Source organism: Acidovorax sp. SUPP2539 (assembly GCF_030158975.1).
GTDB lineage: Bacteria > Pseudomonadota > Gammaproteobacteria > Burkholderiales > Burkholderiaceae_C > Paracidovorax.
Genome location: NZ_BQXJ01000003.1, coordinates 510,409 through 535,842, shown reverse-complemented (window position 1 = coordinate 535,842; position 25,434 = coordinate 510,409). Strand labels below are relative to the sequence as shown.

Sequence of the window (25,434 nt, the reverse complement as noted above, 5' to 3'; positions counted from 1 at the left end):
CCACGGTTTGGCGGGCAGCCGCCCATTCTGCCGCCAAACGGTCAGCCTTATGGCGCCAACGGCACAGGATGGGTGGGTGAACTGGAGGAGACCTCCGTAACATTCGCACATGACATTCCCTGCCCTGTTACCAACGCCCAGGCTGGCCGCCAAAACCCCTTCCAGTCCACGACCCATCAGGCAATCTCTAGGCTTTACCTTGGTTGAAGTCCTGGTCGCGATCATGGTGCTGTCTTTCGGCATGCTGGGCTTGGTTGGCATGCAGGCTTTTGCACTGCAGTCGAACAGAGAGGCTCGATTGCAAGCACAAGCTGCGATGTTGGCGAGGGAACTGGCCGAAATGATGCGGGGCAACAAAGAAGTCGGCGTCAAGACAGCAACTGCTGATAACCCATATCTGGTATCTCTCTCTAGCGGCTCCATGGTCCCAGCCACTCCATCGTATTGCCTGAGCGTGGGCAATGCGGCCACAGGTTGCACGTCCGCAACTGATATTGCCAACGCAGAAATGACGGATTGGCTCGCCAGGGTAGACAACACCCTGCCTGGAGCCCGTGTGGTTATCTGTTTTGACAGCGCTCCATATGATAGCAACGGTATTCCTCGATGGGCATGTCCTCCTGCCGGAACAAATTCAAATGAGATTGCCGTCATAAAGATTGGCTGGACCCGCAATTCTACTGACAGAAGCAAAATTGGGAGCGACTTGCTTGAGCAGGCGAGCAGTTCAACAAGCGTTCCCTATATTATTTTTCCAGTGACCAGTGGCAACGCCAGTTCGATATGAAAAAGAATAATGTCATGCAGAATTATTTAGCTGCCAAACATCGACAAAAGGGCTTGACCCTTATCGAACTGATGGTAGCAATGGTCATCAGCCTGCTGATTGTACTGGCGGCGGTGGCCGCATTGGTGGTATCCAGGCAGGGCTTCAGCAGCGTCGATGCAGCCTCACAACTCCGGGATAACGGTAGATTTGCCGTCGATCTTATTCAGCGCTTAGGGGTACAGGCGGGATACAAGGACGTGAGAGATGCTGCGACCCCTGTACCCAACAGTACGGCCGGAATCGAATCAAATCCACCACCGAATGTTTACGGGATTAATAATCAAAAACGCAGCGAAACCAACGCGTGGGATGAAAGCTCCAACTGGGGCTCTGCGGTGGGAGCAGGCAGCGATATTTTGGTGCTGAGAAATCAAACCAGTCAGCTCGTGCCAACAGCGACCACTTCTGATCAAACCATGATTGATTGCATGGGTGTGGCACCGACAGCAGTGCCCGTTGATCGATACGACCGCATATTGAGTATATTGCACGTTGGTGTTGGACAAGACGGTGAGCCATCTCTCATGTGCACCCATATCGGCTCAACCGGTTCTCTGGAAGCGGAGCCTTTGATCAGGGGAGTGGAAAACTTTCAAGTGCTTTACGGGGTTGATGGCATCGGTCCAAACAATGCGACTTTGCCGGCCAGTGCAGCAAGTTCGCCAGAAAATGGGCCTGAGCGTTATTTAAGGGCCGACCAGATCACCAACACGTCAGATGCGGCAGTCAGCTACTCCAATTGGCGGCGCGTCAGGAGCCTGCGCATCGGCATGGTTATCAGAGGCCCCAGCGGTTCGGCTATTGACAAGAGCTCTCAAACTCTCTATCCGCTGGGTATCGCCAAAGGTTCCAGTTCTGGCGCGATAGGCAGCGGCCTAGCAGACGCAAGCAATGATCCAGGCACCGTGTTCACGTCATCCGATGGCAGATTGCGGCAAACCGTTACGTTCACGGTACACCTGCGCAACTATCAACAAGACAATTAGCATGCTGAAATTCCTAGATTTATCGGTGAAATTCACAGTGTTACCTCGAGCTTCAAAAGAACGAGGAGCATCATTAATTGTAGTGATGCTGTTGTTGGTGATTGTCTCTATATTGGGAATATCAGGAGTGCAGATTTCGATGATGGCGGAGCGTGGCACTCGAAATGATCGGGATACTCAAATCGCCTGGCAATCCACCGAAGCTGCCTTGATGGACGCAGAATTCGACATTCTGGGACAACCAGCCAGTTCTTCCACAAAAAGAAACAGCATCTTCAAACGAGGCAGCACAGATATCTCGCAATTTGTCCAAGACTGCGGAACATCTGGAAACACAATCGGTCTGTGCGCTCTCAACGCCACAGGCAAGCCGGCTTGGTTGGCCGTGGACTTCACGATTACAGCAAACAATGCCCCGACGACGGTATTCGGGACTTATACAGGACGGACATTTCCCTCAGGCAATGCAGGAATTCAACCCGCACAGCCTCCCCGCTATGTCATAGAGCCCATCCCGGATCCCTCCATGTCCCGCACCAAAGATCCAAAAGACGTCAAATATATCTACAGAATAACTGCCATGGGGTTTGGCCCGAATGCGGACACCCAGACCGTATCGCAAGTGATTTTCAGAAATTGAAGAGGCCTATATGAATAACTCTGTTTCCCCCAGGCCTGCGACGGCAATGAAAATCGTTACAAAACTCAAAGAGAGCATTAAAAGCTCGTCTTCTGCGAAATGGATTGCGTTAGCAGCCGTGCCTATCATGGCAACCATTTCATTCGTTGCACTCAGCGCAGGCACTGCGCCGGCCATACCCGCAATTAATATTTCTGCAGACCCTTTGTATGCAGCAGCTGCGGTGGATAAACCCACCCTGGCGCTGGCGTTGTCGGTTGAATATCCAACAGTGGGCTCTCAATACCCATCGGGTGGCACTACAGATAACACCTATTCCAATCTGCAAGAATATTTGGGATATTACGATGCGGAAAGTTGTTATACCTATAATGACTCCCCAGCTGAAACCCCTGCCAGTGGCTTGACGGCAGCAGACTACAAGCGTTTCGATCGCAGCGGTGCTGCAACCGCACGGAAGTGCACCAATGCATTCAGCGGCAATTTTTTGAACTGGGCCAGCAGTTCAGCCATCGATATGCTCCGCCTGGCATTGTCAGGCGGTGATCGATACATTGATACAGCCACTACCAACTCTTCCCTGACCATACTTCAACGCGCAGTTATTCCCAATGGGGACCCGGTCTGCATGTGGAATACCAGCAATTTTCCGGCCAAACAACTGCAAAAAGATGGTGGAAGTGCAGGGACGTATTGGGGAGCCGTCCCCACAGCAATGATCACAGCTGCCAATGGAAACGATATATGGGTAGCGAATACCTTGAATCGAATCTATTTTGGCACCTCCAACACCGGAAACTGCTCCACAGGCCCCGCATCATATAAGTTGGGCTCGCCAACAACCAATTCATCGGTAGGGCCAGTGAGCGACTCCTCGTCCAACCTGCCCAATGGCAGCACCCAGTGTGCCACCGAAAACAACACATGCAGTTTTACGGGCACCAAAGAGGTTTGGTACGGAGTCAAGGTCAATGGTGTGAATTACTGGAAGGTGGCTCCCGCATCGAATGGCGTGGCTTGTACCAATGACATCTTTGGCGACCCGAAGAGCGGCACTGCTAAGCAGTGTTACTACAGAAACTACAGCGGATCGTGGACACCGCCTGTGAACGCAAACTTGAACAGCGATGGCTTTTTCTATGCCCGCGTCCAAGTCTGCAATACCACCTCTGGCGTTTTGCAGGATGTGCGTGCTGCATACAATTTGTGCAGGCAGTATCCCAACGGCAATTACAAACCAACAGGTGTTATTCAAAAATACAGTGATCAGATGCGACTGGCTGCCTTTGGTTATCTTATGGACCAGACGGCAAGCTACAACAACGGCCGCTATGGCGGGGTACTTCGCGCACCGATGAAATATGTCGGTAGCAAAACCTTCAGCACCACGGGACAGGACAATACTCCAAGCGGTGGCAATCCCAATGCAGAATGGAATGCCAATAACGGAGTATTTCTCTCCAATCCCGATAACAATACCAGCCAAACTCCGAACATTAGTGGTGTCATTAATTATCTGAACAAATTTGGCAGAACCGGACCTGTGCCGGGTCGCTACAAAATATATGACCCCGTCGGTGAACTCCATTACGAAACGATCAGATACCTGCAAGGATTACAGCCAAGCACCGCTGCGACGAGCAATATTTCAACTGATATGTATGATGGCTATCCGGTTTATTCGACCTGGACCGACCCATATGATAACAGAAGCAGCTCATCGGATTATTCTTGCTTGAAAAGCAACGTGGTTGTCATTGGAGACGTGAACACCCATGACGGAAACAGGCTGCCAACGCCTGATTTGGCAAATAATATTCCGAACATCAATGCATGGCGTAGCACGGTTCAAGCTTTTGAGCGGAATCAAGCAACGACCTATCAAGATGGTCAAAATGTGACCCGAACCACTGGCAATCCCAATGGGGCCAACGGTAGCGTGCCGAGTGGCACTCAAACCAGCCAGATCATGGGGTCGGCATACTGGTCTCACACGCACGACATTCGTGGATCCGATTGGACCGCTGCCCCCGCAAAACAGCGCCCAGGACTCCGAGTCAAAACGTTCCTTTTCGACGTCAACGAGTACGGGGACCAAAACAACGTCTCGACACGCCGTTTTGCCAATCAGTTTTTCATGGCCTCCAAGTATGGCGGCTTCGAATCGGATCCCAGCAACGCTGCAGCCAGGCCGTACAACACCTATGGCAATCCTTTCAAGCGCCAAGACGGCACCAACGACAACAATGTCTGGCAAAAGCAAAATGATCCTGGCGAGGCTGGCACCTACTACCTTCAAAGTAGTGCACGTGGTGTCCTTTCAGCCTTTGACGATATTTTCAGCAGGGCGTCGACCCAAGCCAGAAGCATCGCAGGCAGCTCAGCCTCTTCTACGACCATCAGCAGCACGTCGGGAAGCGTTGTCTATTCTGCCAAGTTTGATACCAGCAACTGGAGCGGAGACGTCGTCGCTGAACCTCTGACTGTTTCTGGTACGAGTCTTAGCCTGGGCTCTCAAAATTGGAGCGCCGCTGACCGCCTATCGGTAATGGCTTCGCCTGCAACTAATCGCAAGATTTTTGTAGGCAATACCGCTGGGAACGCCAATCCAGTGGCGGCGTCATTTACTTGGTTAACCATTGAAAGCACCTTGCAAGGCTATCTCAATAAAGCGGAGCCTACCGCATCTTCAGATGGGCAAGGTTCGGCGCGTGTCAGCTTTTTGAGAGGGGATCGAACCAAGGAAGGAAATCCTTTCCGCGTGCGCAGCTCATTGCTTGGAGACATCGTCAATTCCAGCGTCGTTTATTCAGGTGCACCTACCACAGCCTATTCCGGAGCCGGTTATGCAGCCTTCAGGAATAGCTATAACGCCCGCACCCCAGCCGTTTTTGTTGGCGCGAATGACGGCATGCTGCATTCATTCAACGCAGGAACTGGCGACGAATTGTTTGCCTATATTCCCAGTTGGCTTGGGCCTAAACTCTCAGCATTGACAAACACCAGCTATGTGACCAACCACCAAAGCTACGTCGATGCGTCGCCGGTCGTGGGAGAGGCGCAAGTGGCGTTCAATGGCACGGCGTCCGACTGGAAAACCGTTCTGGTTTCGGGAACAGGGGGTGGAGGCTCTGGGGTTTTTGCGTTGGACGTGTCTGACCCCTCCACCTTTGCCGCCTCCAACGTCATGTGGGAATTCAAGCGTTCCGATGACGCCGACATGGGCCAAGTGATCGGAAAGCCGCAGATTCTGAAACTGAAAACCAGTGGAAGCTCCAGCACCAGCACCTATCGGTGGTTTGCAGTGGTGGCGAGCGGGGCAAACAACTATGTGCCAGACGTCAATGGGGTGTTCAGCGCGACTGGACAGCCTGCTCTTTTCTTGCTGGCACTGGACAAGCAGCCTGGAACTTCCTGGACTTTGGGAACCAACTATTTCAAGATCTCTTTGCCCATTGATAGTACGCTGAGTGCAGGGAAAGCGACGGGGCTTGCCAATTTTCAACCGCTCTGGGGCAGTGCTGGAGAAGTCACGCAGATCTACATGGGCGACTTTCACGGCAACCTCTGGAAACTGGATTTTTCGAAAAACCAGCCTACCAGTGATTGGAATATGAATAAATTGACGGCATTCAACAAGGGCACTGCAGGGTCGCCGGTACCCTACCCCTTGTATATTGCCAAAGATTCGAGCAATACCATCCAACCCATTACTGCAGCACCGGCCATATTCTCGGGACCGGCGGTATCCGGACTGGAAACCTTCTATGTGACCTTCGGCACAGGGAAATATCTGGAAACCGCGGACAATACATCGACCGCGACCAACAGCTTCTATGCCGTTTACGACAACGGTACTACGACTGCAGACAACTCTCCTGCTGCGGCAAGTGTTATCAGTGGGCGGGCGCGGCTGAAACAAGGCGCCATCAATACTGGCACAAGGGTCATCACGGTCGGCGCATTCAAATGGGGCCGGGCCATGTCGGATACCGATGCGACACAACGTTCTGGTTGGTATTTTGATATGCCGGTTTCTGGGGAAAAATTGGTCAGCGCCATTGGTGACCAAGGCAGTCTCTATGCAACTTTCAATACGATCATTCCTGGTGCAACCGGAGCTACCGGAACTTGCACCAACACGCCTGGGACCAGCAATGCCTACGTAGTCAATATTGGTGATGGTTCAGGAAAATACAACCTATCGACCGTGGGTCTACTGGGACCGAGCATGTTCTTTGTGAATGAATCCGAAACCCCGCCGACGCCACTCGACAGCACCGGTCGGGGCTGGAGAACCACCACCTTGAGGAGCACGACCATCGGGCAATCCGGTGTCAGTACAAGCACGCAAGTCGTTAGCATCACCGAGGCCGTCGGCCGACTGAGCTGGCGCCAGATCAATAACTACCAAGACATGAAAAACAATTGAATCACGCCATGAAAGCTCAAGCAAACCGGGGTTTCACTCTGATAGAACTCATGATTGTGGTGGCGGTGATAGGCATTCTGGCAGCAGTTGCTTATCCTGCTTACAACGACTCCATTCTGAAAGGGCGGCGAGCGCAGGGGCGAGCCGCCTTGGCAGAGCTTCTGCAGCAACAGGAGCGATACATGACCCAAAATAATTGCTACTTGGCATTCAGCAATAGCAGTGGCACTGCCACGGCCCTCGCACCCTCGCCATCCACAGCGTGCGGGGGGGTCACGGCTTCAACGGTTCCCTTTAAAACCTTTTCTGGCGATGGGGGCCTACCTGCTGCGGCTTATCTGCTGTCAGCCAATACATGCCCCGCCACAGGCAGTGGGACCTTGCCGATTTCTCAGTGTGTCAGAGTGATCGCAACTCCAGTGAAATCAGACCCAGTCGTCGGTAATTTGGAGTTGATGAGCAATGGCACGAAGAAATGCACTGGCAACACAAGCAATCCTAGATTGTGCTGGCCATGAGTAAAAAACCAAAAACACAGTTCGGTTTTACGCTGATTGAACTGGTGATAACGATGGCGATTGCTGCCATATTGCTTTTGGTGGCTGTGCCAGGTTTCCAGTCCTTCCAACGCAACTCTCAGCTCTCTTCACTGACCAGTTCTCTGCTGGTCGCCATCAATACCGCAAAGGCGGAAGCCATGAAGCAAAATGCCAGTGCATATGTCATTCCCGCCAGCGGCGCCGATTGGGGCAGTGGATGGATCGTATTCGTCGACAAGGATCGCAACCAGAGCTATAGCGAAAGCGGGGATGTGACGGTGATGAAGCAAGAGGCGCCAGCCAGCTACTTCACCATATCGGGAAACGGCACTTCCAGTGGTACCGATCCTTATTTGACGTTTGACAGTTCGGGATTTTCCAGAAAAAAAGACGGCAGTTCCTCAGAAAATCTCACTCTTTCCATCAAAAGAAATGATGTATCCACCGCCACACAAAATGAAGAAACGCGAAGAATCATTATTTCGAAGACTGGAAGAGCACGATCGTGCAAGCCATCCACTGATTCCAACTGTACGGCCACGGCCTCAAATTAAATAATATTCACTCAACCTAGCGAACCGGCCATCCACAAGATCCTTACGAGTGAGACATCCCAGTTTGTACAGTCACCGCGGTATTTCAGCGCTTGTCGCCCTGCTCTTCATTTCAGGTTGTGCCGGTCTGCCTGATAGAGTTGAACGCCCTGTCTCACACGCAGAGTTACCTACCGGCAATACGGTTTTGTCCAAGATCGTGGACGATCGTCGTCGCGGCGCCCAAGCACGCCACGACTCCGGTTTTCTCCTGCTCAGCGGCCCCCAGGAAGCCTATGGCAGCCGCCTCGCCCTGGTGGAGAACGCACAGAAAACACTGGACCTGCAGTACTACGCCATCCATGCGGATACCAGCAGCGAGCGGTTGCTGCGCGGCATTGCAGCGGCGGCACGGCGCGGGGTACGTGTTCGCATTCTCCTGGACGACTTTCACAGCACGGGGCGCAATGCCTTGGTCATGGGCATGGCGTTTCAGCCCAATGTGGAAATGCGGATGTTCAACCCGGTCGCTGGACCGCGTGGTTCGATGCTGGGGCGCTTGTGGGGCTCTGTCACCGATTTTTCCCGGGTGCAGCAACGCATGCACAACAAGCTGTTCATCGCGGACAACGTGATGGGCGTAACGGGCGGGCGCAATCTGGGCGATGCCTATTTCGGCAATGCCGATTCGGGCAATTTCGTGGATCTGGACGTGCTCGCCGTGGGCCCCATCGTCCAGGATCTGTCCCGCAGCTTCGACAGCTACTGGAACAACCAGCGCGCCTACCCCGTGCAATCGCTCATCACCCAGCAGGAACTGGCACGGTTGCGCGATCAGACCTCGACGGCGCCAGTGTCCGAACAGCAGCGACAGGGTGATGGCGACAACAACAACGCCCCCCCTTCAGGGACGCGCACTGCGGCCTCTGACCGGCGGGATGGGCCCAAGCCGCCGGACGGCGAGCCCCGCCCATCCAGCGATGGACCCACGCAGGCGCAGCGCGAGCGCGTCTGGAACGAACAAGCCATGGACCTCGGTGCGGCAGCCTTCGTCTGGGCGCCGGCCGCCATGCTGGCGGACCAACCCGCGAAGATTCCCGCCGAAGGCGAGCGCGGCATTCCCGTGGGCGACATGAAGCCAGGGGCGGCTGTCGAGGTGAGCGCATCCGGTTCCCATTCCGACAACAACGCGCCCTCTTACACGACACCGCGGACGCAGGCGCTCCAGGCCTCTGCAGAACATGCAGCGCAAGGAGAAACCGTGGTGGACGGCCTTCTGCAGTTGCTGGCCCAGGCACGGCAGGACCTGCTCATCATTTCGCCTTACTTCGTGCCCGGCGAGGACATGAAGAAGGCGTTTGCCGATGCCGTGGCACGGGGAGTCCGCGTGCGGGTGCTCACCAATTCGCTGGCCTCCAACGATGCGCCGGTTGCCCATGTGGGCTACGCACGGCACCGCGATGAATTGCTGGCCATGGGCGTGCAGCTGTATGAACTGCGCAGCGAGCAGGCAGGCCTCAAGTCGACGTTCGGCTCATCGGGGGCCGCCGCCACGGGCGAGTCCCGGTCGATGCTGCACTCCAAGGTGCTGGTGCTGGACGGCCGGCTGCTGGTGGTGGGTTCGATGAACCTGGATCTGCGCTCCCAGTTGCAGAACACCGAGATTGCCCTGCTGATCCAAAGCCGGGCCCTCTCCCGCATGGCGTCAGAGCAGATCGAAACCGCCATGCGCGAAGGCGCCTGGCGACTGGAGAAGACCGAACAGGGATTGGTTTGGCGAGCCCCCCAGGGCAGCGGCCTCGAAGACGCCACGACGGACCCCGATACCGGTCTGGGACTGCGTTTGCTGCTGAAGCTCCTGGGTCCATTGGCACCGGATCACCTTTTGTAGCGCGAAACAGGCGGCCTGCTTCGCGGGCCCACGCCTCAGGTGCGAACTGACGGAACCGTCTTGTCCGCACTCAGCCGAGGCAGGGCCGCCATACCCTCAGGACAAGTTGGTTTCAAGCCGGATCGGGCATCGGCTGCCGTTGCAGCCATTGCGTGATGTCTTGTTGATCCGTCATGGTGCGCACCTGTTGGTACGCCACCTCGCCTTCCGGAAACCGCCGGCGCAGCAAGTTGAGCCATTGCTTGAGCCGGCCCGCGCGCTGCCGGGGCTCCAGGTCTTCGCAGACCAGACGCCAGAAATCGGACAGATGCGGCTGCAGCGCCGACCAAGGCAATGCAGGCGCGTCGGCGTCACCAGCGTCCGCCGAGCGGATCGCAAGGGCCAGGCCGGGATCGGCCACCATGCCCCTTCCAAGCATCAGGGCGCTGCATCCCGACACCTCGCGGCAGCGCTGCGCATCGGCCACAGTCCAGATCTCGCCATTGGCCACTACCGGGATGGAGACGGCATCCCGCACAGCCGGGATCTGCTCCCAGTAGGCCGGCGGCCGGTAGCCGTCGGCTTTGGTCCGCGCATGCACCACCAATTCGCACGCGCCGCCGGCCTGCATGGCCTGTGCGCATTCACGGGCCAGAGAGGCATCGTGGTAGCCCAGCCGCATCTTGGCGGACACCGGCAGGTGCGGCGGCACGGCACGGCGCACGGCCTCGACCACGGCAGCGATGCGCTCCGGCTCCTTGAGCAGCGCTGCACCGCCCCCATGGCGGTTGACCACGTTGGCCGGGCAGCCGAAGTTCAGGTCGATCCCCTCGGGCCCCAGTGCCGCCAGGCGCGCCGCGTTCTCGGCCATACTGACGGGATCGGAGCCCAACAACTGCGCCCGCACCGGCACGCCCGCCAGCGTCCTACCGCCATGGCGCAGTTCCGGGAGGTAGCGAAGGAACACCTTGTCAGGCAGCAAGGTGCCGGTGATGCGAATGAACTCGGACACACAGCGGTCCACCCCACCCACGCGGGTGAGCACGTCGCGCAGCACGAAGTCGAGTAGCCCTTCCATGGGCGCAAGCAGCAAGGTCATGGCAGCGTGAATGGGCCTTTTCGCCACCGGCGCCGAGCGCCCATGGCCGTGAATCCGGAATTCCCGATGAAGGTAACGACAAGGAAAAGGACTGCCTGCAGCCCCACGAACGGCCCGGCCCCCCGGAAAAACAAAAAGGGCCCGAAGGGCCCTGGCGAGCAGCCGACCGATGGCCGAAGCCACCGAAGCACCGCTATTTTAGAAAGTCCCCTTCGGCAGGTCGATGCTCTTGCCGTTGAGCTTGACCTGGCCGGCTTCCATTTTCACTACGCTGGTCAGGTTGTCCCCCTCCTGTCGCAGGAACCCGGCAGCCTGGGCCATGCCGATCATGGCATCCATGTCTTCGCTCTTCATGTCTTTCTTGCCTGCGGCCTCGGCGATGGGCGCAATCCACGCCTTGGGCAAACGCGCGCTGGCATTCAGCATCGAGCCCTTGATCAACGCGGCCTTCCAGCCCGTCTGCGCAACCTCTTCGGCCGAGGGAGCGCGCTGCACTTCGCCGCCGTACTCGATCTGCCCCTGCTGGCCTTGGTAGGTGGCCATGAGCTTCATCGAGTAAGCCGGAAGGGCTGCCACCAGGCGGGGAGCGCTCTCTTCCAGCAAGGCCAGAATGCGCTCTTCCGTTTGGGAGGCCGCGTTTGCCAGGCCCTGCGTGCGATAGGCCTCGATCAGTGCCTGCTGAAAGCGCTTGATCGTTTCCAGGTCGATGCGCTGGAACTTTTCTTCGAAGCCCACCGATTCGAAATTCAGCGGGCCCATGCTGCCCTTGCCGTTGAGCGCAGTGGCGATGCTGATCGTGGCGCCATTGCTCTCGATCGTGGACGACCCGGCCACTTCTTTCAGAGAGAACAGGGACGTCGCCGCACCGCCTGCGGCCGGGGTGCTGCTGGCGTCCATCTCCGCGAGCCGCACCGTGCCGGTGCCGGGCCCGAAGAGCCACATGCCTTCGATCACTTCGTTCTCGAACGTGCCGTCCATGCCCTTCATGGCCATGGTGATGCGGGCCACCGGCTTGGCCTCTTCGTCGTCTTCGTCCGGGGTACCACCGGGCATTCCGACCATCGCGAATTCGGGCCACTGGAAGCTGCCTTTGACGCGTTTGCGGTCTCCGCTCAGGGTCATGTCGGTGACCATGGCTTGCCAACGCAACGTCATCTCCTCGTTGCCGACTTCACCTGCGGGCAACTGGAAATGGAGGTCGTGCCGGCCCGTCAGGTGGTGCACAGTGGTCAGGGTGGGAGCGGTCACCTTGGCGAGGTCCTTGGTGGCCTGCGCGTCCAGACCCTCCAGCGCAAAGCGCGAATCGACCACGGCGGCCGCCAGGCGGCGGCCCGCCAGCGGGCCATGGTGCACGTTGCTGTTCACGGCCAGGCGCAACGGCGGGGATGGCGGCACATTGGCCTCCACCTGCTCGGCCGTGCGGGGCGGGGTCCACTGCAGCACCAGCTTGGCCTGCGATGAGAAGAAGCCCTTGTGGTATTCCTCGGAAACGATGGCCTCCGGGCCCAGGGCCTGGCGCAGATCGACCAGCGCCTCCTCGTAGCTCGACTGGGCCCGTTGGCCCAGATACCAGGTCGCGCCACCATAGGCCACGACAACCAGCGCCACGGCGGCGCCTGCAATTGTTTTCTTGTTCATTGGGTGTTCCGTCAGCATGCTTCTCCCCCCTGGGCGAAGCCCGCGAGAATACCACCGGCCTTCGCGGCAAGGTCCGCATCCGGCGCACGAACCGTGGTGCATTGGCCGCACGCAGCCGCGTGGCCCTGCTGGCGTCATCGCCACGTCACGGGAGTGCGCTGCAATCAGGCTCCCGCCTGATCTTTGCCCTTTCCATGCTGCTCCTGAGAACCGACAAGGCCCGCCTGGAACTGTCCCCGGGCGTGCGAACACTGAGCCTGCGAGAACGCTCCCTGCTGCTGCTGGCCGATGGCCGGCCGATGAAGGACCTGCAGGCCATGTACAACGGCATCGGCGCCCAGATCGTCGAGCAACTGATGCGCCAGGGTTACCTGGCCAGCCCCAGCACAACGCCCGCGCCTTCCACTGCGCCGGCCGCCACGAACGAAGCCCCGGCACCCTCGAACGCCCTGCGTTCGCTGGCCGGTGCGCGCATGTACCTGTTCGACATTTGCGAGCGCATGTTCGCACGGCGCAATGCCGACCTGGCCCGTAATTTCCATGAAGCGCTGCGCGGTGCGCGCGACCGCGACAGCATGCTGGACGTGAGCGAGGCGCTGCTGGACGAAATCACCTTGCTGGCCGGCCCCGAACGCGCTGCCGCCGTGCGCGAGCGCATGGAGCAGTTGCTGCCGGCGTAAAAACGAAACCGGTGGTGCTTAGCGCCCGGCGCAGCGCCTAAAGCGCAGCCAGCCGCCAGAGCGAGGTGCGCTCGGCCGAGCGCGCGGCATGCAGCGGATCGGTAGCGTCCGCGGCTTTGGCATGGCGGGGCTGCACCTCGTGCCGATCGACCACCCGCAGGCCTGCGCCGGCCACCCAGTCGAGCAGTTGGTCACGCGAGCGCAAGCCCAGGTGCTCCGCCAGATCGGACAGGATCAGCCACCCTTCGCCGGCCGGCGCCAGGTGCGCCTTGAGGCCCGACAGAAAGCCGCGCAGCATGCGGCTGTCTTCGTCATACACCGCATGCTCGATGGACGAGCTGGCACGCCCCGGCAACCAGGGCGGGTTGCACACCACCAGCGGCGCCTGGCCCGCGGGAAAGAGATCGGCCTGCACCACCTCGACCTGGGCCGACAGGCCCAGCCGATGGACGTTGTCGCGGGCGCAGGCCAAAGCGCGGGGGTCCTGGTCGGTGGCCACGACGCGGTGCACACCGCGCCGGGCCAGCACCGCCGCGAGCACGCCCGTTCCGGTGCCGATGTCGAAGGCCAGCTCCCTGGCCGGCAGCGGCGCCTGGGCCACAAGGTCCACGTACTCCCCGCGCACGGGCGAAAACACGCCGTAATGCGGATGGATGCGGCGCGGTGACTGAGGCGTGCCCAGGGCGGGAATCTCCACGCCCTTCTTGCGCCACTCGTGCGCCCCCACCAGCCCCAGCATTTCGCGCAGCGACACCACGCAGGCGGTGCCGTTGGCCGGGCCCCAGGCCTCGGCGAATGCCTCTCGCCAATCGGGCGCACGGCGCAACGCGATGGTGCGGTCCCCCTCCACCGGCACGAGCAGCATGCCCAGCGTGCGCGCACGTTGCGCCTGGGCCTGCCGGTGCAGATGGAAGGCCTGGGCAGGGATCGCGCTCTCGGCGGCAGTGCCTGCGGCCTGCGCCTTGCGGCCAGCCTTGGCCCCTTTGGCCTTGGGCTTCTTGTCCGCGCGGCGCATGAGCGCCTGCAGCAAGTGCCGCGCGTTCTGGAAATCGCCGCGCCACAACAGGCCCGTGCCCTCGCACGCCAGCCGGTAGGCGGTGTCGGCCGCGAGCGTATCGTCGGCCAGCACCACGCGCCGGGGCGCCGCAGCGTTGCTCTCGCTGCGCCAGGGCGCTGAGCGCTCCTCGCCGTGCTCGGTCCAGTGGATCATGAAGGGTGTGCGAAAAGGAAAGTCAGGGGAGGCGGCGGATCAGTTCAAGGGGCGCTTGAGGCGCACTTCCTCGATCTTCACACCGCCGACGACAGCGGTCTTGGCCGTGGACATTTCGCGCTTGAAGCCGGCCAGTTCATGGAAGCGCAGCGCGCGTTCGTTGCGCAGCGGCACCCAGGCGGTGACGTTGGTGCAGCCCTCTTCCTGCAGGCCGTCGCGTGCGGCGTCCCAAAGGGCCACGCCCACGCCCTGGCTCCAGTGGGTCGGGGCGGCGTAGATGGCCCAGATTTCGCCGGTGGTGGGACGGGATTTTTCATCGCGCGAACGGTCGAAGCCGACGAAGCCGACGATCTTGTCGCCGTCCACGGCCACCTGGACCTGGGGCTCGCAATACTCGATGGCCTCGCGCCAGTAGGCTTGGCGCTTCTCGACCGAAGACAGGGATTTCAATTGGTCGTCAGGCAACAAGCCACGGTATACCTCGGCTGCGGAGACGGTATGGATCTGTGCAATGGCTTTGGCATCGCGAAGCGTGGCGGGACGGACCTGGATACTGGACATGGAAAAAACGGGACGAAAACAGGGGGATGAAAAAACGAAAGGAGCGGCATTGTCGCCGCAAATGGTTTTTCCACTCCAGCCCCCGGCTGTCCCGGGCCCTGTGCGAAGGCCCCGTGGCGCCTAAAGCCAGCGGCGCAGCAGGCCCATGACGCGGTCGAAACGCGCGCCATACGGCGGGTAGAGCGCCGAGCCCATGGACCAGCGCGATTGCACCAGCACCGACTTCTGGTGGCAAAAGCGCAGAAAGCCCGCCTCGCCGTGGTAGGCGCCCCAGCCGCTGTCGCCGACCCCGCCGAACGGCAGGTTGTCGTGCGTGATGTGCATGAGCGTGTCGTTCACCGTGACGCCGCCGCTCACCGTGCGGCGCAGCACATCGTCGCGCACGGCTTCGTTGCGGCCGAACCAGTACAGCGCGAGCGGCCGCGGCCCAGCATTGATGTGCGCGATGGCGTCGTCCAGCCGCTCGTAGCCCAGCACGGGCAGCACGGGGCCGAAGATCTCTTCCTGCATCACCTGCATGTTCAGGCTGGCGTTGAAGACCAGCACCGGCGGCATCTGCCGCCCCACCCCGTCGCCGATGCCCTGCGCGGGCGGTGGCGGGGAGCCGGGCACGGGTTCCAGCACCTGCACGTCGGCGCCTTGCGTCTGCGCCTGCTGCAGCATGGTGCGCAGGCGCGCCAGCTGCCGGGGGTTGATGACGGAGGCGTAGTCGGGATTGCCCTCGAAATACGGAAAGAGCCGTGCCACGGCGGCGCGGTAGGCCTCGCCGAACGCGGCTTCGCGCCCGCGCGGCAGCAGCACATAGTCCGGGGCGATGCAGGTCTGGCCCGCGTTCAACAGCTTGCCGTGTGCGATCTTGAGCGCGGCGTCCTGCAGGTCGCAGTCCGCATCGAGGATGCACGGGGACTTGCCCCCGAGCTCCAGCGTGGTGGGTGTCAGGTGCACGGCGGCGGCCTGCGCCACCTTGCGCCCCACCGCCGTGGAGCCGGTGAACAAGAGGTGGTCGAACGGCAGCGAGGCGACCAGCGCCGCCACGGCGGCATCGCCCTGCACCACGCAGAACTCATCGGGCGAAAAGAACTGCGAGACCAGCGAGGCCAGTTGCGCAGAGGTGTGGGGCGTGAGTTCGCTGGGCTTGAGCATCACCCGGTTACCCGCCGCGAGAGCGCCGATGGCCGGCGCCAGCGCCAGCTGCACGGGATAGTTCCACGGCGCGATCACGCCCACCACGCCGAGCGGCTGCCGCTGCACCCAGGCATGCGCCGGCTGCAGGAACACCGGGGTGAAGACCTTGCGGGGCTTGGCCCATCGGGCCAGGTGCCGCAACGTGTGCGACAGCTGCGCACGCAGCACGAACAGATCGGCCACCTCGGTCAGGCGCGGCGACCGCATGCCGAAATCGGCCTGCACCGCCGCCGCGAGCACCGGACCGTGTTCGTCGAGCATCTTGCGCACCCGCAGCAGGCGCTCTCGGCGCACCAGCAGGGGCACGTCGGCATGGTCCCGGCTGGCACGCCGCTGGATTTCGAACTGGTGGCGGATATCGGCAGGGGTCATTCCACGCATCATAGGCAGCGCCCTTGCAACCGCCTGTAAATCCAGGTCTCCAAGTGCCTCATTCGGGAAAATAAGCGGGAAACGCGTGCCCGATGGCCGACGCCCCAAGCCGGACTGGGCGCGGTGCGATCCCGGGCGCGGCCCGGCACCGATGTCCCAACACAAAAGCAGGTGAGCGCGCCACCAAGGCCGCCCTGCCGCGCCGCCGGCTCAGGACACGTCGCGCGCCTGCACGTCGGTCACCTCACGCGCGCCGGGCAGTTCGCGCGAGCGCACCGCCGGCTCGGCGGGGCCGTCCGCCACCGGGCGGCCGCCCGGGGCGGCGGACCAGCGCGCCGTGCTGCGGTACACCGTGCTCCAGCCGGTGCGCGGGTCCATGCGCATGGCCCAGGGCGTCACGGGGCGGCCGGTCACCCGCGCCCACAGGGCACGGGCGCCCCAGACCACCGCCAGCAAAGCGGCCACGGCCAGCAGGCTCAGGAAAAAGACCACGCCGACGGCCACCACAGCCAGGCGCACTATCCACCGGATCACCCCGGCTGCAAAATCGTTCAAACCCAATCCTTTCCTGAGAAGGCCCGGCTCAACCCTGGGTCAGGGCCTCGCCGAACCGGAACACGCCCGGATCGAGCACCGGGTCCACATCGACCGGAATCACGCTCTTGGGCGCGAACCGGCCTTCCAGCAGCAGCTTGGACAGCGGATTTTCCAGCCGCTGCTGGATCGCCCGCTTGAGCGGCCGCGCACCGAACACGGGATCGAATCCCACCTTGGCCAGCTCGGCCAGGGCCGTGTCGGACACCTGCAGGTGCAGGTCCATTTTCGCCAAACGCGCTTCGAGCAACTGCAACTGGATGCGTGCAATCGCTTCGATGTTCTTCGCATCCAGCGCGTGGAACACCACCGTCTCGTCGATGCGGTTCAGGAATTCGGGTCGGAAATGGTTCTTGAGTTCCCCCCAAACCGCTTCCTTGATGTCGTCCGAGTCCTGCCCCACCATCGCCTGGATGAGGTGCGAGCCGATGTTGCTCGTCATCACGATCACCGTGTTCTTGAAGTCCACGGTGCGGCCCTGGCCATCGGTCAGGCGGCCATCGTCCAGCACCTGCAGCAGCACGTTGAACACGTCGGGGTGGGCCTTTTCCACCTCGTCGAGCAGCAGCACGCTGTAGGGCTTGCGGCGCACGGCCTCGGTGAGGTAGCCGCCCTCTTCATAGCCCACGTAGCCGGGCGGCGCGCCGATCAGGCGCGCCACCGAGTGCTTTTCCATGAACTCGCTCATGTCGATGCGGATCAGGTGGTCTTCGCTGTCGAACAAAAAGCCCGCCAGCGCCTTGCACAGCTCGGTCTTGCCCACGCCCGTGGGCCCCAGGAACAGGAACGAACCCGTGGGCCGGTTGGGGTCGGACAGGCCCGAGCGCGAGCGGCGGATGGCATTGGCCACCGCGGCAATGGCCTCGTCCTGGCCCACCACGCGCTCGTGCAGCTTGTCCTCCATCTGCAGGAGCTTGTCCTTCTCGCCCTGCATCATCTTGGCCACGGGAATGCCGGTGGCGCGGCTCACCACCTCCGCGATCTCCTCGGCGCCCACCTGGGTGCGCAGCAGGCGCGGGGCACTGCCTGCGCCGTCCTTGCCGGCTTCCTTGGCCTGCGCTTCCTTGAGCTGCTTTTCCAGGTCGGGCAGCTTGCCGTACTGCAGCTCGGCCACCTTGTTGAAGTCGCCCTTGCGGGTGAACTCCTCGATCTGGAACTTGAGCTTGTCGATGGCCTCGCGCACGTGCGCGCTGCCCTGGGCCTGGGCCTTTTCGGACTGCCAGATCTCGTCGTAGTCGGCGATTTCCTTTTGCAGCTTGGCGATCTCTTCCTCGATCAGCGCGAAGCGCTTTTGCGAGGATTCGTCCTTCTCGCGGCGCACGGCCTCGCGCTCGATCTGCAGCTGGATCAGCCGCCGGTCGAGCCGGTCCATGACCTCGGGCTTGGAGTCCATCTCGATCTTGATCTTGGACGCGGCCTCGTCGATGAGGTCGATCGCCTTGTCGGGCAGGAAGCGGTCGGTGATGTAGCGGTGCGACAGCTCGGCCGCGGCCACGATGGCCGGGTCGGTGATGTCCACGCCATGGTGCACCTCGTACTTTTCCTGCAGGCCGCGCAGGATGGCGATGGTGGCCTCGACCGTGGGCTCGCCCACGAGAATCTTCTGGAAGCGCCGCTCCAGGGCCGCATCCTTTTCGATGTACTTGCGGTATTCGTCGAGCGTGGTCGCGCCCACGCAGTGCAGCTCGCCGCGCGCCAGCGCCGGCTTGAGCATGTTGCCCGCATCCATGGCGCCCTCGCCCTTGCCGGCGCCGACCATGGTGTGCAGCTCGTCGATGAAGACGATGGTCTGGCCCTCGTCCTTGGCCAGCTCGTTCAGCACGCTCTTCAGGCGCTCCTCGAACTCGCCGCGGTACTTGGCGCCGGCCAGCAGGGCCGCCATGTCCAGCGACAGCACGCGCTTGCCCTTGAGCGATTCCGGCACCTCGCCGGCCACGATGCGTTGGGCCAGGCCCTCCACGATGGCGGTCTTGCCCACGCCGGGCTCGCCGATCAGCACGGGGTTGTTCTTGGTGCGGCGCTGCAGCACCTGGATGGCGCGGCGGATCTCGTCGTCGCGGCCGATCACGGGGTCGAGCTTGCCGATGCGGGCGCGCTCGGTCAGGTCCAGGCAGTACTTGGCGAGGGCGCCGCGCTGGCCTTCGGCCTCGGCGCTGTCCACCTTCTGGCCGCCGCGCACGGCGTCGATGGCGGCCTCCAGGCTCTTGCGGGTCAGGCCGTTGTCCTTGGCGATCTGGGCGGCATCGCCCTTGCTGTCCACCAGCGCGAGCAGGAACAGCTCGCTGGCGATGAACTGGTCGCCGCGCTTGATGGCCTCCTTCTCGGTGGCCTGCAGCACACGGCCCAGTTCGGGGCCGCCCTGCACCTGGTCCTGCCCGTGCACCTGGGGCAGGCGCTTGACCGCGGCCTCGGCCGCGGACAGCAGCCCCGGCACGTTGGCGCCGGCGCGCTGCAGCAGCGCTCGCGGGCCGTCTTCCTGGCGCAACATGGCGACCAGCATGTGCACGGGTTCGATGTAGGCGTTGTCGTTGCCCAGCGCCAGCGACTGCGCGTCGCTCAGGGCTTCCTGGAACTTGGTGGTGAATTTGTCGAGACGCATGGTTGAAATGTCCTCCGAATTGCAACGCAGTTGGGGGAGGTGGCGGCACATTTCAAGCGCGCGCCCCACAGCAGGCCATGCGCCAGATCAAATTCAGGCGGGCATCTCAAAAAATGCCAAATGCTCACTTATTGATAGCGCCACGCCCTAGTGGAATATGCGGCGAAGGCCTTTTTCACTTCAAACCCTGATCCGCATTGGGAAGGGCCGCGATGCCCCAGCGCGCCAGCGCGGCATCGTCGGTCACGCGGGCGTCGACCCAGCGCGCGCCCTGGGGCGTAACCTCCTTCTTCCAGAACGGCGCCTGGGTCTTGAGGTAATCCATCAGGAACTCGCAGGCCTGAAAGCCCTGGCCCCGGTGGGCCGAAGTCACCGCCACCAGCACGATCTGGTCCTGCGGCTGCAGCAGCCCCACGCGGTGCACCACCCGGGCGCCGAACAGCTCGAAGCGGCGCAGCGCCTCGTCCACCATGGCTTCGATGGACTTCTCGGTCATGCCGGGGTAATGCTCCAGCTCCATCGATGCGACGGCGTCGCCGGCATTGTGATCGCGCACGGTGCCCACAAAGCAGCACACCGCACCCACCCGCGGATCGCCGGCGCGCAGGGCCGCCAGTTCGGCGGACACGTCGAAGTCGGCCGCCTGGACGGCCACGCGGGGCAGGGCAATGGGATGTGGAGCGGAAACGGGGTTCATGGCCGCTGCGAAAGGGGTCTGGCGCCGGTGCGGCTCATGGCGAGCGGTGCAGGCGCGGGGCGGAGAGCAGGCCGCGCTCTTCCTCGATGATCTGGTCGAGCTGGCGCCGTGCGGGGGACGCCGGCACGCGCGCCAGCATGGCCTGCAGCCGCACCACGTCGTTCACCGACGGCGCGACCTTCACCTGCGCGATGGCCGCCTGGGTGTTGCCGCCCTGGATGAGGGCGAAGACCTTGCCGGCCCACTCGTCTTTGTCTCTCGAATTGCGTGCCATGCGGCGGTGTCCTTGTGCGTGCGTTCGCAAACCGCGATTGTCACGGAAACCGCCCGACCGCCGGCGCCGGCCGGGAAAAGAGCGCCTTTGCTAAAGTGGCCGGCTTGCCAGGCGCGCCGCCGCGCCCGCCTCTTGCGCCTCGCACCGCTGCCACCCCTCCCCTTCGCTCTCCTTTCCGCATGGCCACCCAGACCGTCACCACCGACCGCTACAAGCTCTTTCCGTCACCGCGCAACCAGCACCGCGTGGTGTTCGAGCACGAAGTCTTCCAGCCCCACCCCTATGCGCTGATCGACCTGCCCAGCTACGACCTGCGGGGCCGCTACAGCCTGTTCGCGGCCCACCGCCTGGCGGACGGCAAGATGGGCCAGCTCGCCACGTTCGAGCTGGCCGAGGATGCCGAGCGGTTCGCGCGCCTGTTCACACCCGACTGAGCCGCATCCGCCATGCACGACGAGAACCAGATCCACGTCCCGCCCTCGTTCCTGGCGGTGTACAGCGATGCCCGCCAGCGCCTGTCCGAGCCGGTCGCCGTGGTCCGCGAGCGCTACGAGCTGTGCGAAGACCTGGCCAGCCATCTGGTGGAGCAGGCGCAGACGCTCTACCACGTGCAGGCCCCGTCGGAGGCCGAGATCCTGCTGCGCATCCATGCCGGGCTGGCCACGCCCGGCTCCGGCGTGGCGCCGTCCGAGGCGCGCTGGATCACGCTGCGCCTGGCCGAACTGCTGAACTGGCGCTGCCCGGAACTGCCGCCCCCTTCGGACGAGGTTCCGCAGGGCGACGCCCCTGCGCCCTAGCCCCGCCACCCAGCGCGAGGGCACCGGCAGCGGCGCGACGAAGGGCCTGTACCGGCGCATCCTGGCTATACTGCCCCCCATGCCTTCGCACACCCCCTCGCCTTCGCGGACCCTCCGGTCCGTGGCGGCGTGCGCAGGCAAAGCCAAAAAACCCCAGCTCATCTGACCGGAGCTGCGGTTCCGTCCGGATGAGCGACGGAACCGCGCGGCAGGCACCCTCTCCCCTTTTTTCTCTTTTGAACGCCTGCCGCTTTGCCGGTCGGCGCACGCATCCCTGGACGGCTCCCTCGGTCGTTGCCTGAAAGGATGTTCCCGTGCGTTCACATTCCACCCCTTCCCATGCCACCACCCGCCCTGCCACCCCGCGGGCCCGTGGCGATTTCTCCGGCCTCTGGATTCCCCTCGTCACCCCGTTTCGCCAAGGCGCCGTGGACCATGCCGCCCTGAAGGCCCTCGTGCAGCGGCTGCGCGGCACGGGCATCGCGGGGTTCATGGCCTGCGGCTCCACCGCCGAAGCCGGGGCGCTGGACACGCCGGAGCAGGACGCCGTGCTGGCCACGGTGCTCGCGCACGCGGGCGGCCTGCCGGTGGTGATGGGCGTGTCGGGCTGCCACATGGGCCAGGTGCTGGCGCGGGTGCGCAGCCTGGCCCCGCAGCCGCTCGCGGGGCTGTTGGTGTCAGCGCCGCATTCCATCCGGCCGTCGCAGGCCGGGCTGCAGCAGTGGTTCGAGGCGATCGCCGACGCCAGCGCGGTCCCGCTCGTCGTCTACGACATTCCCTACCGCACCGGCGCCACGCTCGACTTGGCCACCTTGCGCGGCCTGGCGGCGCACCCGAACCTCCGCGCCGTGAAGGATTGCGGCGGCAGCCCGGCGAAGACGCAGGCGCTCATCGCAGACGGCACGCTGCAAATGCTGGCGGGCGAGGACGCCCAGGCATTCACCACCGTCGCGCTCGGGGGCGCCGGGGCCATCGCCGCGAGCGCGCACTGGCAGACGGCCGAATGGGTGGCCTGCCTGAATGCCGTCGCGGCCGGGGACCTGGTGCAGGCGCGCGGGCTCTGGCAGCGGATTCTTCCGTGGGTGGAGCGTTTCTTCGCCGAGCCCAACCCCGCCCCCATCAAGGCCCTGCTGGCCGCGCAGGGCGAGATGGCGGACGAGCTGCGCGCGCCGATGACGTCGGCCTCGCCGGCACTGGTACAGCGGCTGCAAGAGGCCCTGGCGGCCCTGCCGCGCGGCGAGCCGGCCGTCACCGCACCCCAGGGCGCTTAAGAGCCTGCGGGAGATGGGCCTCGGGCCGCCGCCATCAAGGCGGCGGCACCCCTTTGGCCCATGCCGTCGGGGGTTCGGATTCGCCGGGGCCTTCGGGCGCGGCAGGCGTGCCCTGGTGGAAGCGCATCTGCCACCCGCGCGCAGACCGCTCCCACACCGAGGTGCGCAGCGTCCACCGCTCCAGGGTTCCGTCGTCCAACCGCTGCGCCGATCGGTACGTGAGCAGCGCGGCGCATTCACCGAGACGCCGGACCTCGAAGCCGTCCGCGACCACAACGGCATGCTGCGCCTGGGCCGGCAGTTGCGACAGGAGGTCCGCCTTGGTGTAGACCGTGCCGGAGCGGCCGAACTCGCGGAAGTCGTCGTGCAGCAGCGCGTCCAGCCGGGCCGCGTCCTGGCGCGCGGCCGGCCGGTGCAACTCCACCTCCAGCGCCTGCAGCAACGGCAAGAGGGGCGTGTCGGAAGCAGGCATCGAAAAAGGACGCGTCAGGCCACGGGCGCGCCGGCCTTCAGCCGCCCGTGACGGGCGGAAAGAACGCCACTTCCGCCCCATCGGCCAGCGCCGCGGATTCGTCGCTCAGCGTCTGGTCGAGCGCCATGCGCACCGCGCGGCCGCGACCCAGGCTGTGCGCCCAGGGCCCGCCGCGCGCGATCAGCTCGTCGCGCAGCGCGCCCAGCGTGGCCGCCTGCGTCGCCAGGCGCTCTCTGCCCTGCCCCACGGCCTCGCGGATCGCGGCGAAGTAGCGCACGGTGACGGTGCGGCTCATGACTGCAGCTCCGCCCAGGGAATGAAGCGCACGGTATCGCCCCGCGCGATGGTCTGGCCGGCCGGGGTGTCCACCACGCCGTCGCCCCAGGCGACCGACGTGAGCACGCCCGATCCCTGGTGGGGAAACAGGTCCAGCCCGCCCGCCGCGTTGCGCCGCACGCGCAGGAACTCGCGGCGCCGGTCCGCGCGCGGCCAGTCGAAGTCGGCCGTAGCCGCCACGCTCTGCGGGGCGACGGCCTGCACGCCCTGCAGCCGCAGCAGGAACGGGCGCACCAGCAGCGCGAAGGTCATGAAGCTCGATACCGGGTTGCCCGGCAGCCCCATGAAGTGCGCCGCGCCGATGCGGCCATGGGCGAAGGGCTTGCCGGGCTTCATGGCGATCTGCCACAGGTCCAGCCGGCCCAGGGCCTCGACGGCGGGCTTGACGTGGTCTTCCTCGCCCACCGACACGCCGCCGCTGGTCAGGATCAGGTCGTGCTCCAGGCTGGCGCCACGCAGCGCCTCCAGCGTGGCCTCGCGCCGGTCGGGCACGATGCCCAGGTCGGTCACCGCGCAGCCCAGGCGGCGCAGCAGCCCCCGCAGGAAGAACCGGTTGCTGTTGTAGATGGCGCCGGGCGGCATGCGGGCCGGGTCCACCTCGCCGGGCATGACGAGTTCGTCGCCGGTCGAAAACAGCGCCACGCGCGGGCGCCGCGCCACGGTGAGCCGCGCCAGGCCGATGCTCGCGGCCAGCCCCAGCGCGGCCGGCGTGAGCCGCGTGCCCGCGGCCAGCACCTCGGCCCCGAGCGCGATGTCCTCGCCCGCGCGGCGAATCCACTGGTCGGCGGCGGGCACGGCATCGATCTGCACGCGGTCGCCCTCCAGCGCCTGGCAGTCTTCCTGCATCACGATCGCATCGGCCCCGGGCGGCACCGGCGCGCCCGTGAAGATGCGCGCCGCCGTGCCCGCGGCCAGCGGCAGGCCCGCGCTGCCGGCCGCGATGCGCTGCGACACGGGCAGCTGCGCCCCGGCAGCGGCCAGGTCGGCCCGGCGCACGGCATAGCCGTCCATGGCGCTGTTGTCATGGGGCGGCACCTGCAGCGGCGAGACGGCCGCCACGGCCAGCACGCGGCCATCGGCCTCGAACGTGTCCACCGTGTCGGTGCCGGCCAGCGGCACGGCATGGGCCAGCAGGTCGGCCAGCGCCTCGTCCAGGGGCTTCATCGGGGGGCGGGCGGCAGCGGGCATTCAGCGGACTCCAGGCGGTGGCGGAACATAGTGAAAGCGTGGACCCTGGGCGATCAGCCAGTCGGCCAGGGCATCGACCGGGCCGGCCCAGCCATCGAAGACAGGCAGCCCGGTGGGCACGGGCAGGCGGGCGGGGGCATCGGTCACCACGGCGACGACGAACGGGTCCTGCGGATAGCGCACGCTGCGCTCGGTGTCATCGGGCGACGGCGAGCGCCACACCTCCACCTTGGGCAGATCGCATTCCTTGAAGCCCTCCACCAGGGCCCAGTCCACCCGGTTGTCCAGTTCGGCCAGCAGGCCGTGCACGTCGGGCTCGGTGGGCTGGGCGAACTCGCGCATCAGCACCATCCGCCGGTCCGAAGCCGCCACCACCTCGAACGCCCCGGCCTCGCGGTGGCGCCAGGTGTCCTTGCCGGGGTGATCGACGTCGAACCGGTGGTGCGCGTGCTTGACCACCGACACGCGCTGCCCGCGCTGACCCAGCGCCGGAATGAGCCGCTCGATCAGCGTGGTCTTGCCGCTGCCCGAGAACCCGGCAAAGCCCACCACCTTCATTGCGACCTCCTGGGATTTGCTATTAATTCAATAGCAAAAGGAACAATAAGCACTAGGGCATCGGCCCGATTCGG

Annotated in this window: 24 protein-coding genes; 11 read left to right on the top strand and 13 right to left on the bottom strand. The window is 63.4% G+C overall.

Annotated elements, in window-relative coordinates:
* The first annotated feature begins 109 nt into the window (after positions 1-109).
* The 7 genes from pilV to AVTE2539_RS13725 all read left to right on the top strand — a co-directional run bounded on the left by pilV (position 110) and on the right by AVTE2539_RS13725 (position 9,850).
* Positions 110-787, top strand: a complete 678-nt coding sequence (pilV, locus tag AVTE2539_RS13755) for a type IV pilus modification protein PilV (protein WP_284411362.1) — start codon at positions 110-112, stop codon at positions 785-787.
* Positions 784-1,815 (top strand): PilW family protein, encoded by a 1,032-nt coding sequence (locus AVTE2539_RS13750; protein ID WP_284405980.1) that lies wholly within the window; start codon positions 784-786, stop codon positions 1,813-1,815. The genes pilV and AVTE2539_RS13750 overlap by 4 nt, the downstream gene beginning before the upstream one ends.
* 1 nt (position 1,816) lies before the next feature.
* Complete coding sequence (locus tag AVTE2539_RS13745) at positions 1,817-2,455, top strand: pilus assembly PilX family protein (protein ID WP_284411359.1); 639 nt, start codon at positions 1,817-1,819, stop codon at positions 2,453-2,455.
* A 10-nt stretch (positions 2,456-2,465) separates the two neighbouring features.
* Positions 2,466-6,887, top strand: a complete 4,422-nt coding sequence (locus AVTE2539_RS13740; RefSeq protein WP_284411357.1) for a pilus assembly protein — start codon at positions 2,466-2,468, stop codon at positions 6,885-6,887.
* Between the two features lie 8 nt (positions 6,888-6,895).
* Complete coding sequence (locus AVTE2539_RS13735) at positions 6,896-7,405, top strand: type IV pilin protein (RefSeq protein ID WP_272567965.1); 510 nt, start codon at positions 6,896-6,898, stop codon at positions 7,403-7,405.
* Complete coding sequence (locus AVTE2539_RS13730) at positions 7,402-7,980, top strand: GspH/FimT family pseudopilin (protein WP_284411355.1); 579 nt, start codon at positions 7,402-7,404, stop codon at positions 7,978-7,980. The genes AVTE2539_RS13735 and AVTE2539_RS13730 overlap by 4 nt, the downstream gene beginning before the upstream one ends.
* 64 nt (positions 7,981-8,044) lie before the next feature.
* Positions 8,045-9,850, top strand: coding sequence for a phospholipase D family protein (locus AVTE2539_RS13725; RefSeq protein WP_284411353.1), 1,806 nt, complete (start codon positions 8,045-8,047; stop codon positions 9,848-9,850).
* Between the two features lie 112 nt (positions 9,851-9,962).
* On the opposite strand, the gene AVTE2539_RS13720 is transcribed toward AVTE2539_RS13725, so the two are convergent.
* Positions 9,963-10,928: a tRNA dihydrouridine synthase gene (locus AVTE2539_RS13720; protein ID WP_284395702.1), complete on the bottom strand. Its 966-nt coding sequence runs from the start codon at positions 10,926-10,928 to the stop codon at positions 9,963-9,965.
* 198 nt (positions 10,929-11,126) lie between these two features.
* Positions 11,127-12,566, bottom strand: coding sequence for a YdgA family protein (locus AVTE2539_RS13715; RefSeq protein ID WP_284411351.1), 1,440 nt, complete (start codon positions 12,564-12,566; stop codon positions 11,127-11,129).
* 194 nt (positions 12,567-12,760) lie between these two features.
* Between AVTE2539_RS13715 and AVTE2539_RS13710 the strand changes: the two genes are divergently transcribed.
* A complete protein-coding gene (locus AVTE2539_RS13710; protein ID WP_284395708.1) occupies positions 12,761-13,246 on the top strand; it encodes a hypothetical protein in 486 nt (161 codons plus the stop codon).
* Positions 13,247-13,283: 37 nt separating this feature from the next.
* Here the strand turns inward: AVTE2539_RS13710 and AVTE2539_RS13705 are convergent, their stop codons facing one another.
* The 7 genes from AVTE2539_RS13705 to AVTE2539_RS13675 form a co-directional block, all read right to left on the bottom strand.
* On the bottom strand, positions 13,284-14,456 hold the full coding sequence (locus tag AVTE2539_RS13705; RefSeq protein ID WP_284411349.1) for a methyltransferase: 1,173 nt from the start codon (positions 14,454-14,456) through the stop codon (positions 13,284-13,286).
* Between the two features lie 39 nt (positions 14,457-14,495).
* On the bottom strand, positions 14,496-15,017 hold the full coding sequence (locus AVTE2539_RS13700; protein WP_092744242.1) for a GNAT family N-acetyltransferase: 522 nt from the start codon (positions 15,015-15,017) through the stop codon (positions 14,496-14,498).
* Between the two features lie 120 nt (positions 15,018-15,137).
* Positions 15,138-16,574, bottom strand: coding sequence for a coniferyl aldehyde dehydrogenase (locus AVTE2539_RS13695; protein WP_284411347.1), 1,437 nt, complete (start codon positions 16,572-16,574; stop codon positions 15,138-15,140).
* Between the two features lie 210 nt (positions 16,575-16,784).
* Positions 16,785-17,129 carry a hypothetical protein gene (locus AVTE2539_RS13690; RefSeq protein WP_284395719.1) on the bottom strand — a complete coding sequence of 115 codons (345 nt, stop codon included), beginning with the start codon at positions 17,127-17,129 and terminating at the stop codon, positions 16,785-16,787.
* 28 nt (positions 17,130-17,157) lie between these two features.
* Positions 17,158-19,767, bottom strand: coding sequence for an ATP-dependent chaperone ClpB (gene clpB, locus AVTE2539_RS13685; RefSeq protein ID WP_284411345.1), 2,610 nt, complete (start codon positions 19,765-19,767; stop codon positions 17,158-17,160).
* Between the two features lie 175 nt (positions 19,768-19,942).
* Positions 19,943-20,464, bottom strand: a complete 522-nt coding sequence (moaE, locus tag AVTE2539_RS13680; RefSeq protein ID WP_284411343.1) for a molybdopterin synthase catalytic subunit MoaE — start codon at positions 20,462-20,464, stop codon at positions 19,943-19,945.
* Positions 20,465-20,498: 34 nt separating this feature from the next.
* On the bottom strand, positions 20,499-20,738 hold the full coding sequence (locus AVTE2539_RS13675) for a hypothetical protein (RefSeq protein ID WP_272567946.1): 240 nt from the start codon (positions 20,736-20,738) through the stop codon (positions 20,499-20,501).
* Between the two features lie 179 nt (positions 20,739-20,917).
* On the opposite strand from AVTE2539_RS13675, the gene AVTE2539_RS13670 reads away from it, so the two are divergent.
* From AVTE2539_RS13670 to AVTE2539_RS13660, 3 genes are all read left to right on the top strand, one after another.
* On the top strand, positions 20,918-21,172 hold the full coding sequence (locus AVTE2539_RS13670) for a hypothetical protein (protein WP_272567945.1): 255 nt from the start codon (positions 20,918-20,920) through the stop codon (positions 21,170-21,172).
* A gap of 12 nt (positions 21,173-21,184) precedes the next feature.
* On the top strand, positions 21,185-21,535 hold the full coding sequence (locus AVTE2539_RS13665; RefSeq protein ID WP_284411341.1) for a hypothetical protein: 351 nt from the start codon (positions 21,185-21,187) through the stop codon (positions 21,533-21,535).
* A 314-nt stretch (positions 21,536-21,849) separates the two neighbouring features.
* The gene (locus tag AVTE2539_RS13660) at positions 21,850-22,806 is read left to right on the top strand and encodes a dihydrodipicolinate synthase family protein (protein WP_284411339.1); all 957 of its coding nucleotides are present in this window, start codon (positions 21,850-21,852) and stop codon (positions 22,804-22,806) included.
* Between the two features lie 34 nt (positions 22,807-22,840).
* Here AVTE2539_RS13660 and AVTE2539_RS13655 read toward each other — a convergent pair whose 3' ends face one another.
* Genes AVTE2539_RS13655 through mobB form a run of 4 tightly spaced genes read right to left on the bottom strand, consistent with a single transcriptional unit; the run spans position 22,841 to position 25,360 of the window.
* Positions 22,841-23,278, bottom strand: a complete 438-nt coding sequence (locus tag AVTE2539_RS13655; RefSeq protein WP_284411337.1) for a nuclear transport factor 2 family protein — start codon at positions 23,276-23,278, stop codon at positions 22,841-22,843.
* 37 nt (positions 23,279-23,315) lie between these two features.
* A complete protein-coding gene (moaD, locus tag AVTE2539_RS13650; protein ID WP_284411335.1) occupies positions 23,316-23,573 on the bottom strand; it encodes a molybdopterin converting factor subunit 1 in 258 nt (85 codons plus the stop codon).
* Complete coding sequence (locus tag AVTE2539_RS13645; RefSeq protein WP_284411333.1) at positions 23,570-24,802, bottom strand: molybdopterin molybdotransferase MoeA; 1,233 nt, start codon at positions 24,800-24,802, stop codon at positions 23,570-23,572. Before AVTE2539_RS13645 ends, moaD begins: the two co-directional genes overlap by 4 nt.
* On the bottom strand, positions 24,803-25,360 hold the full coding sequence (gene mobB, locus AVTE2539_RS13640) for a molybdopterin-guanine dinucleotide biosynthesis protein B (RefSeq protein WP_284411331.1): 558 nt from the start codon (positions 25,358-25,360) through the stop codon (positions 24,803-24,805). It lies immediately after the preceding gene.
* Between the last annotated feature and the right edge of the window lie 74 nt (positions 25,361-25,434).

Coding starts and splice junctions, on each gene's coding strand:
- mobB (WP_284411331.1), bottom strand. CDS start 25,360: ATGAAGGTGGTGGGCTTTGCCGGGTTCTCGGGCAGCGGCAAGACCACG.
- clpB (WP_284411345.1), bottom strand. CDS start 19,767: ATGCGTCTCGACAAATTCACCACCAAGTTCCAGGAAGCCCTGAGCGAC.
- moaD (WP_284411335.1), bottom strand. CDS start 23,573: ATGAGCCGCACCGTCACCGTGCGCTACTTCGCCGCGATCCGCGAGGCC.
- AVTE2539_RS13670 (WP_272567945.1), top strand. CDS start 20,918: ATGGCCACCCAGACCGTCACCACCGACCGCTACAAGCTCTTTCCGTCA.
- AVTE2539_RS13730 (WP_284411355.1), top strand. CDS start 7,402: ATGAGTAAAAAACCAAAAACACAGTTCGGTTTTACGCTGATTGAACTG.
- AVTE2539_RS13665 (WP_284411341.1), top strand. CDS start 21,185: ATGCACGACGAGAACCAGATCCACGTCCCGCCCTCGTTCCTGGCGGTG.
- AVTE2539_RS13720 (WP_284395702.1), bottom strand. CDS start 10,928: ATGACCTTGCTGCTTGCGCCCATGGAAGGGCTACTCGACTTCGTGCTG.
- AVTE2539_RS13695 (WP_284411347.1), bottom strand. CDS start 16,574: ATGACCCCTGCCGATATCCGCCACCAGTTCGAAATCCAGCGGCGTGCC.
- AVTE2539_RS13705 (WP_284411349.1), bottom strand. CDS start 14,456: ATGATCCACTGGACCGAGCACGGCGAGGAGCGCTCAGCGCCCTGGCGC.
- pilV (WP_284411362.1), top strand. CDS start 110: ATGACATTCCCTGCCCTGTTACCAACGCCCAGGCTGGCCGCCAAAACC.
- moaE (WP_284411343.1), bottom strand. CDS start 20,464: ATGAACCCCGTTTCCGCTCCACATCCCATTGCCCTGCCCCGCGTGGCC.
- AVTE2539_RS13745 (WP_284411359.1), top strand. CDS start 1,817: ATGCTGAAATTCCTAGATTTATCGGTGAAATTCACAGTGTTACCTCGA.
- AVTE2539_RS13740 (WP_284411357.1), top strand. CDS start 2,466: ATGAATAACTCTGTTTCCCCCAGGCCTGCGACGGCAATGAAAATCGTT.
- AVTE2539_RS13700 (WP_092744242.1), bottom strand. CDS start 15,017: ATGTCCAGTATCCAGGTCCGTCCCGCCACGCTTCGCGATGCCAAAGCC.
- AVTE2539_RS13655 (WP_284411337.1), bottom strand. CDS start 23,278: ATGCCTGCTTCCGACACGCCCCTCTTGCCGTTGCTGCAGGCGCTGGAG.
- AVTE2539_RS13645 (WP_284411333.1), bottom strand. CDS start 24,802: ATGCCCGCTGCCGCCCGCCCCCCGATGAAGCCCCTGGACGAGGCGCTG.
- AVTE2539_RS13735 (WP_272567965.1), top strand. CDS start 6,896: ATGAAAGCTCAAGCAAACCGGGGTTTCACTCTGATAGAACTCATGATT.
- AVTE2539_RS13715 (WP_284411351.1), bottom strand. CDS start 12,566: ATGAACAAGAAAACAATTGCAGGCGCCGCCGTGGCGCTGGTTGTCGTG.
- AVTE2539_RS13750 (WP_284405980.1), top strand. CDS start 784: ATGAAAAAGAATAATGTCATGCAGAATTATTTAGCTGCCAAACATCGA.
- AVTE2539_RS13710 (WP_284395708.1), top strand. CDS start 12,761: ATGCTGCTCCTGAGAACCGACAAGGCCCGCCTGGAACTGTCCCCGGGC.
- AVTE2539_RS13675 (WP_272567946.1), bottom strand. CDS start 20,738: ATGGCACGCAATTCGAGAGACAAAGACGAGTGGGCCGGCAAGGTCTTC.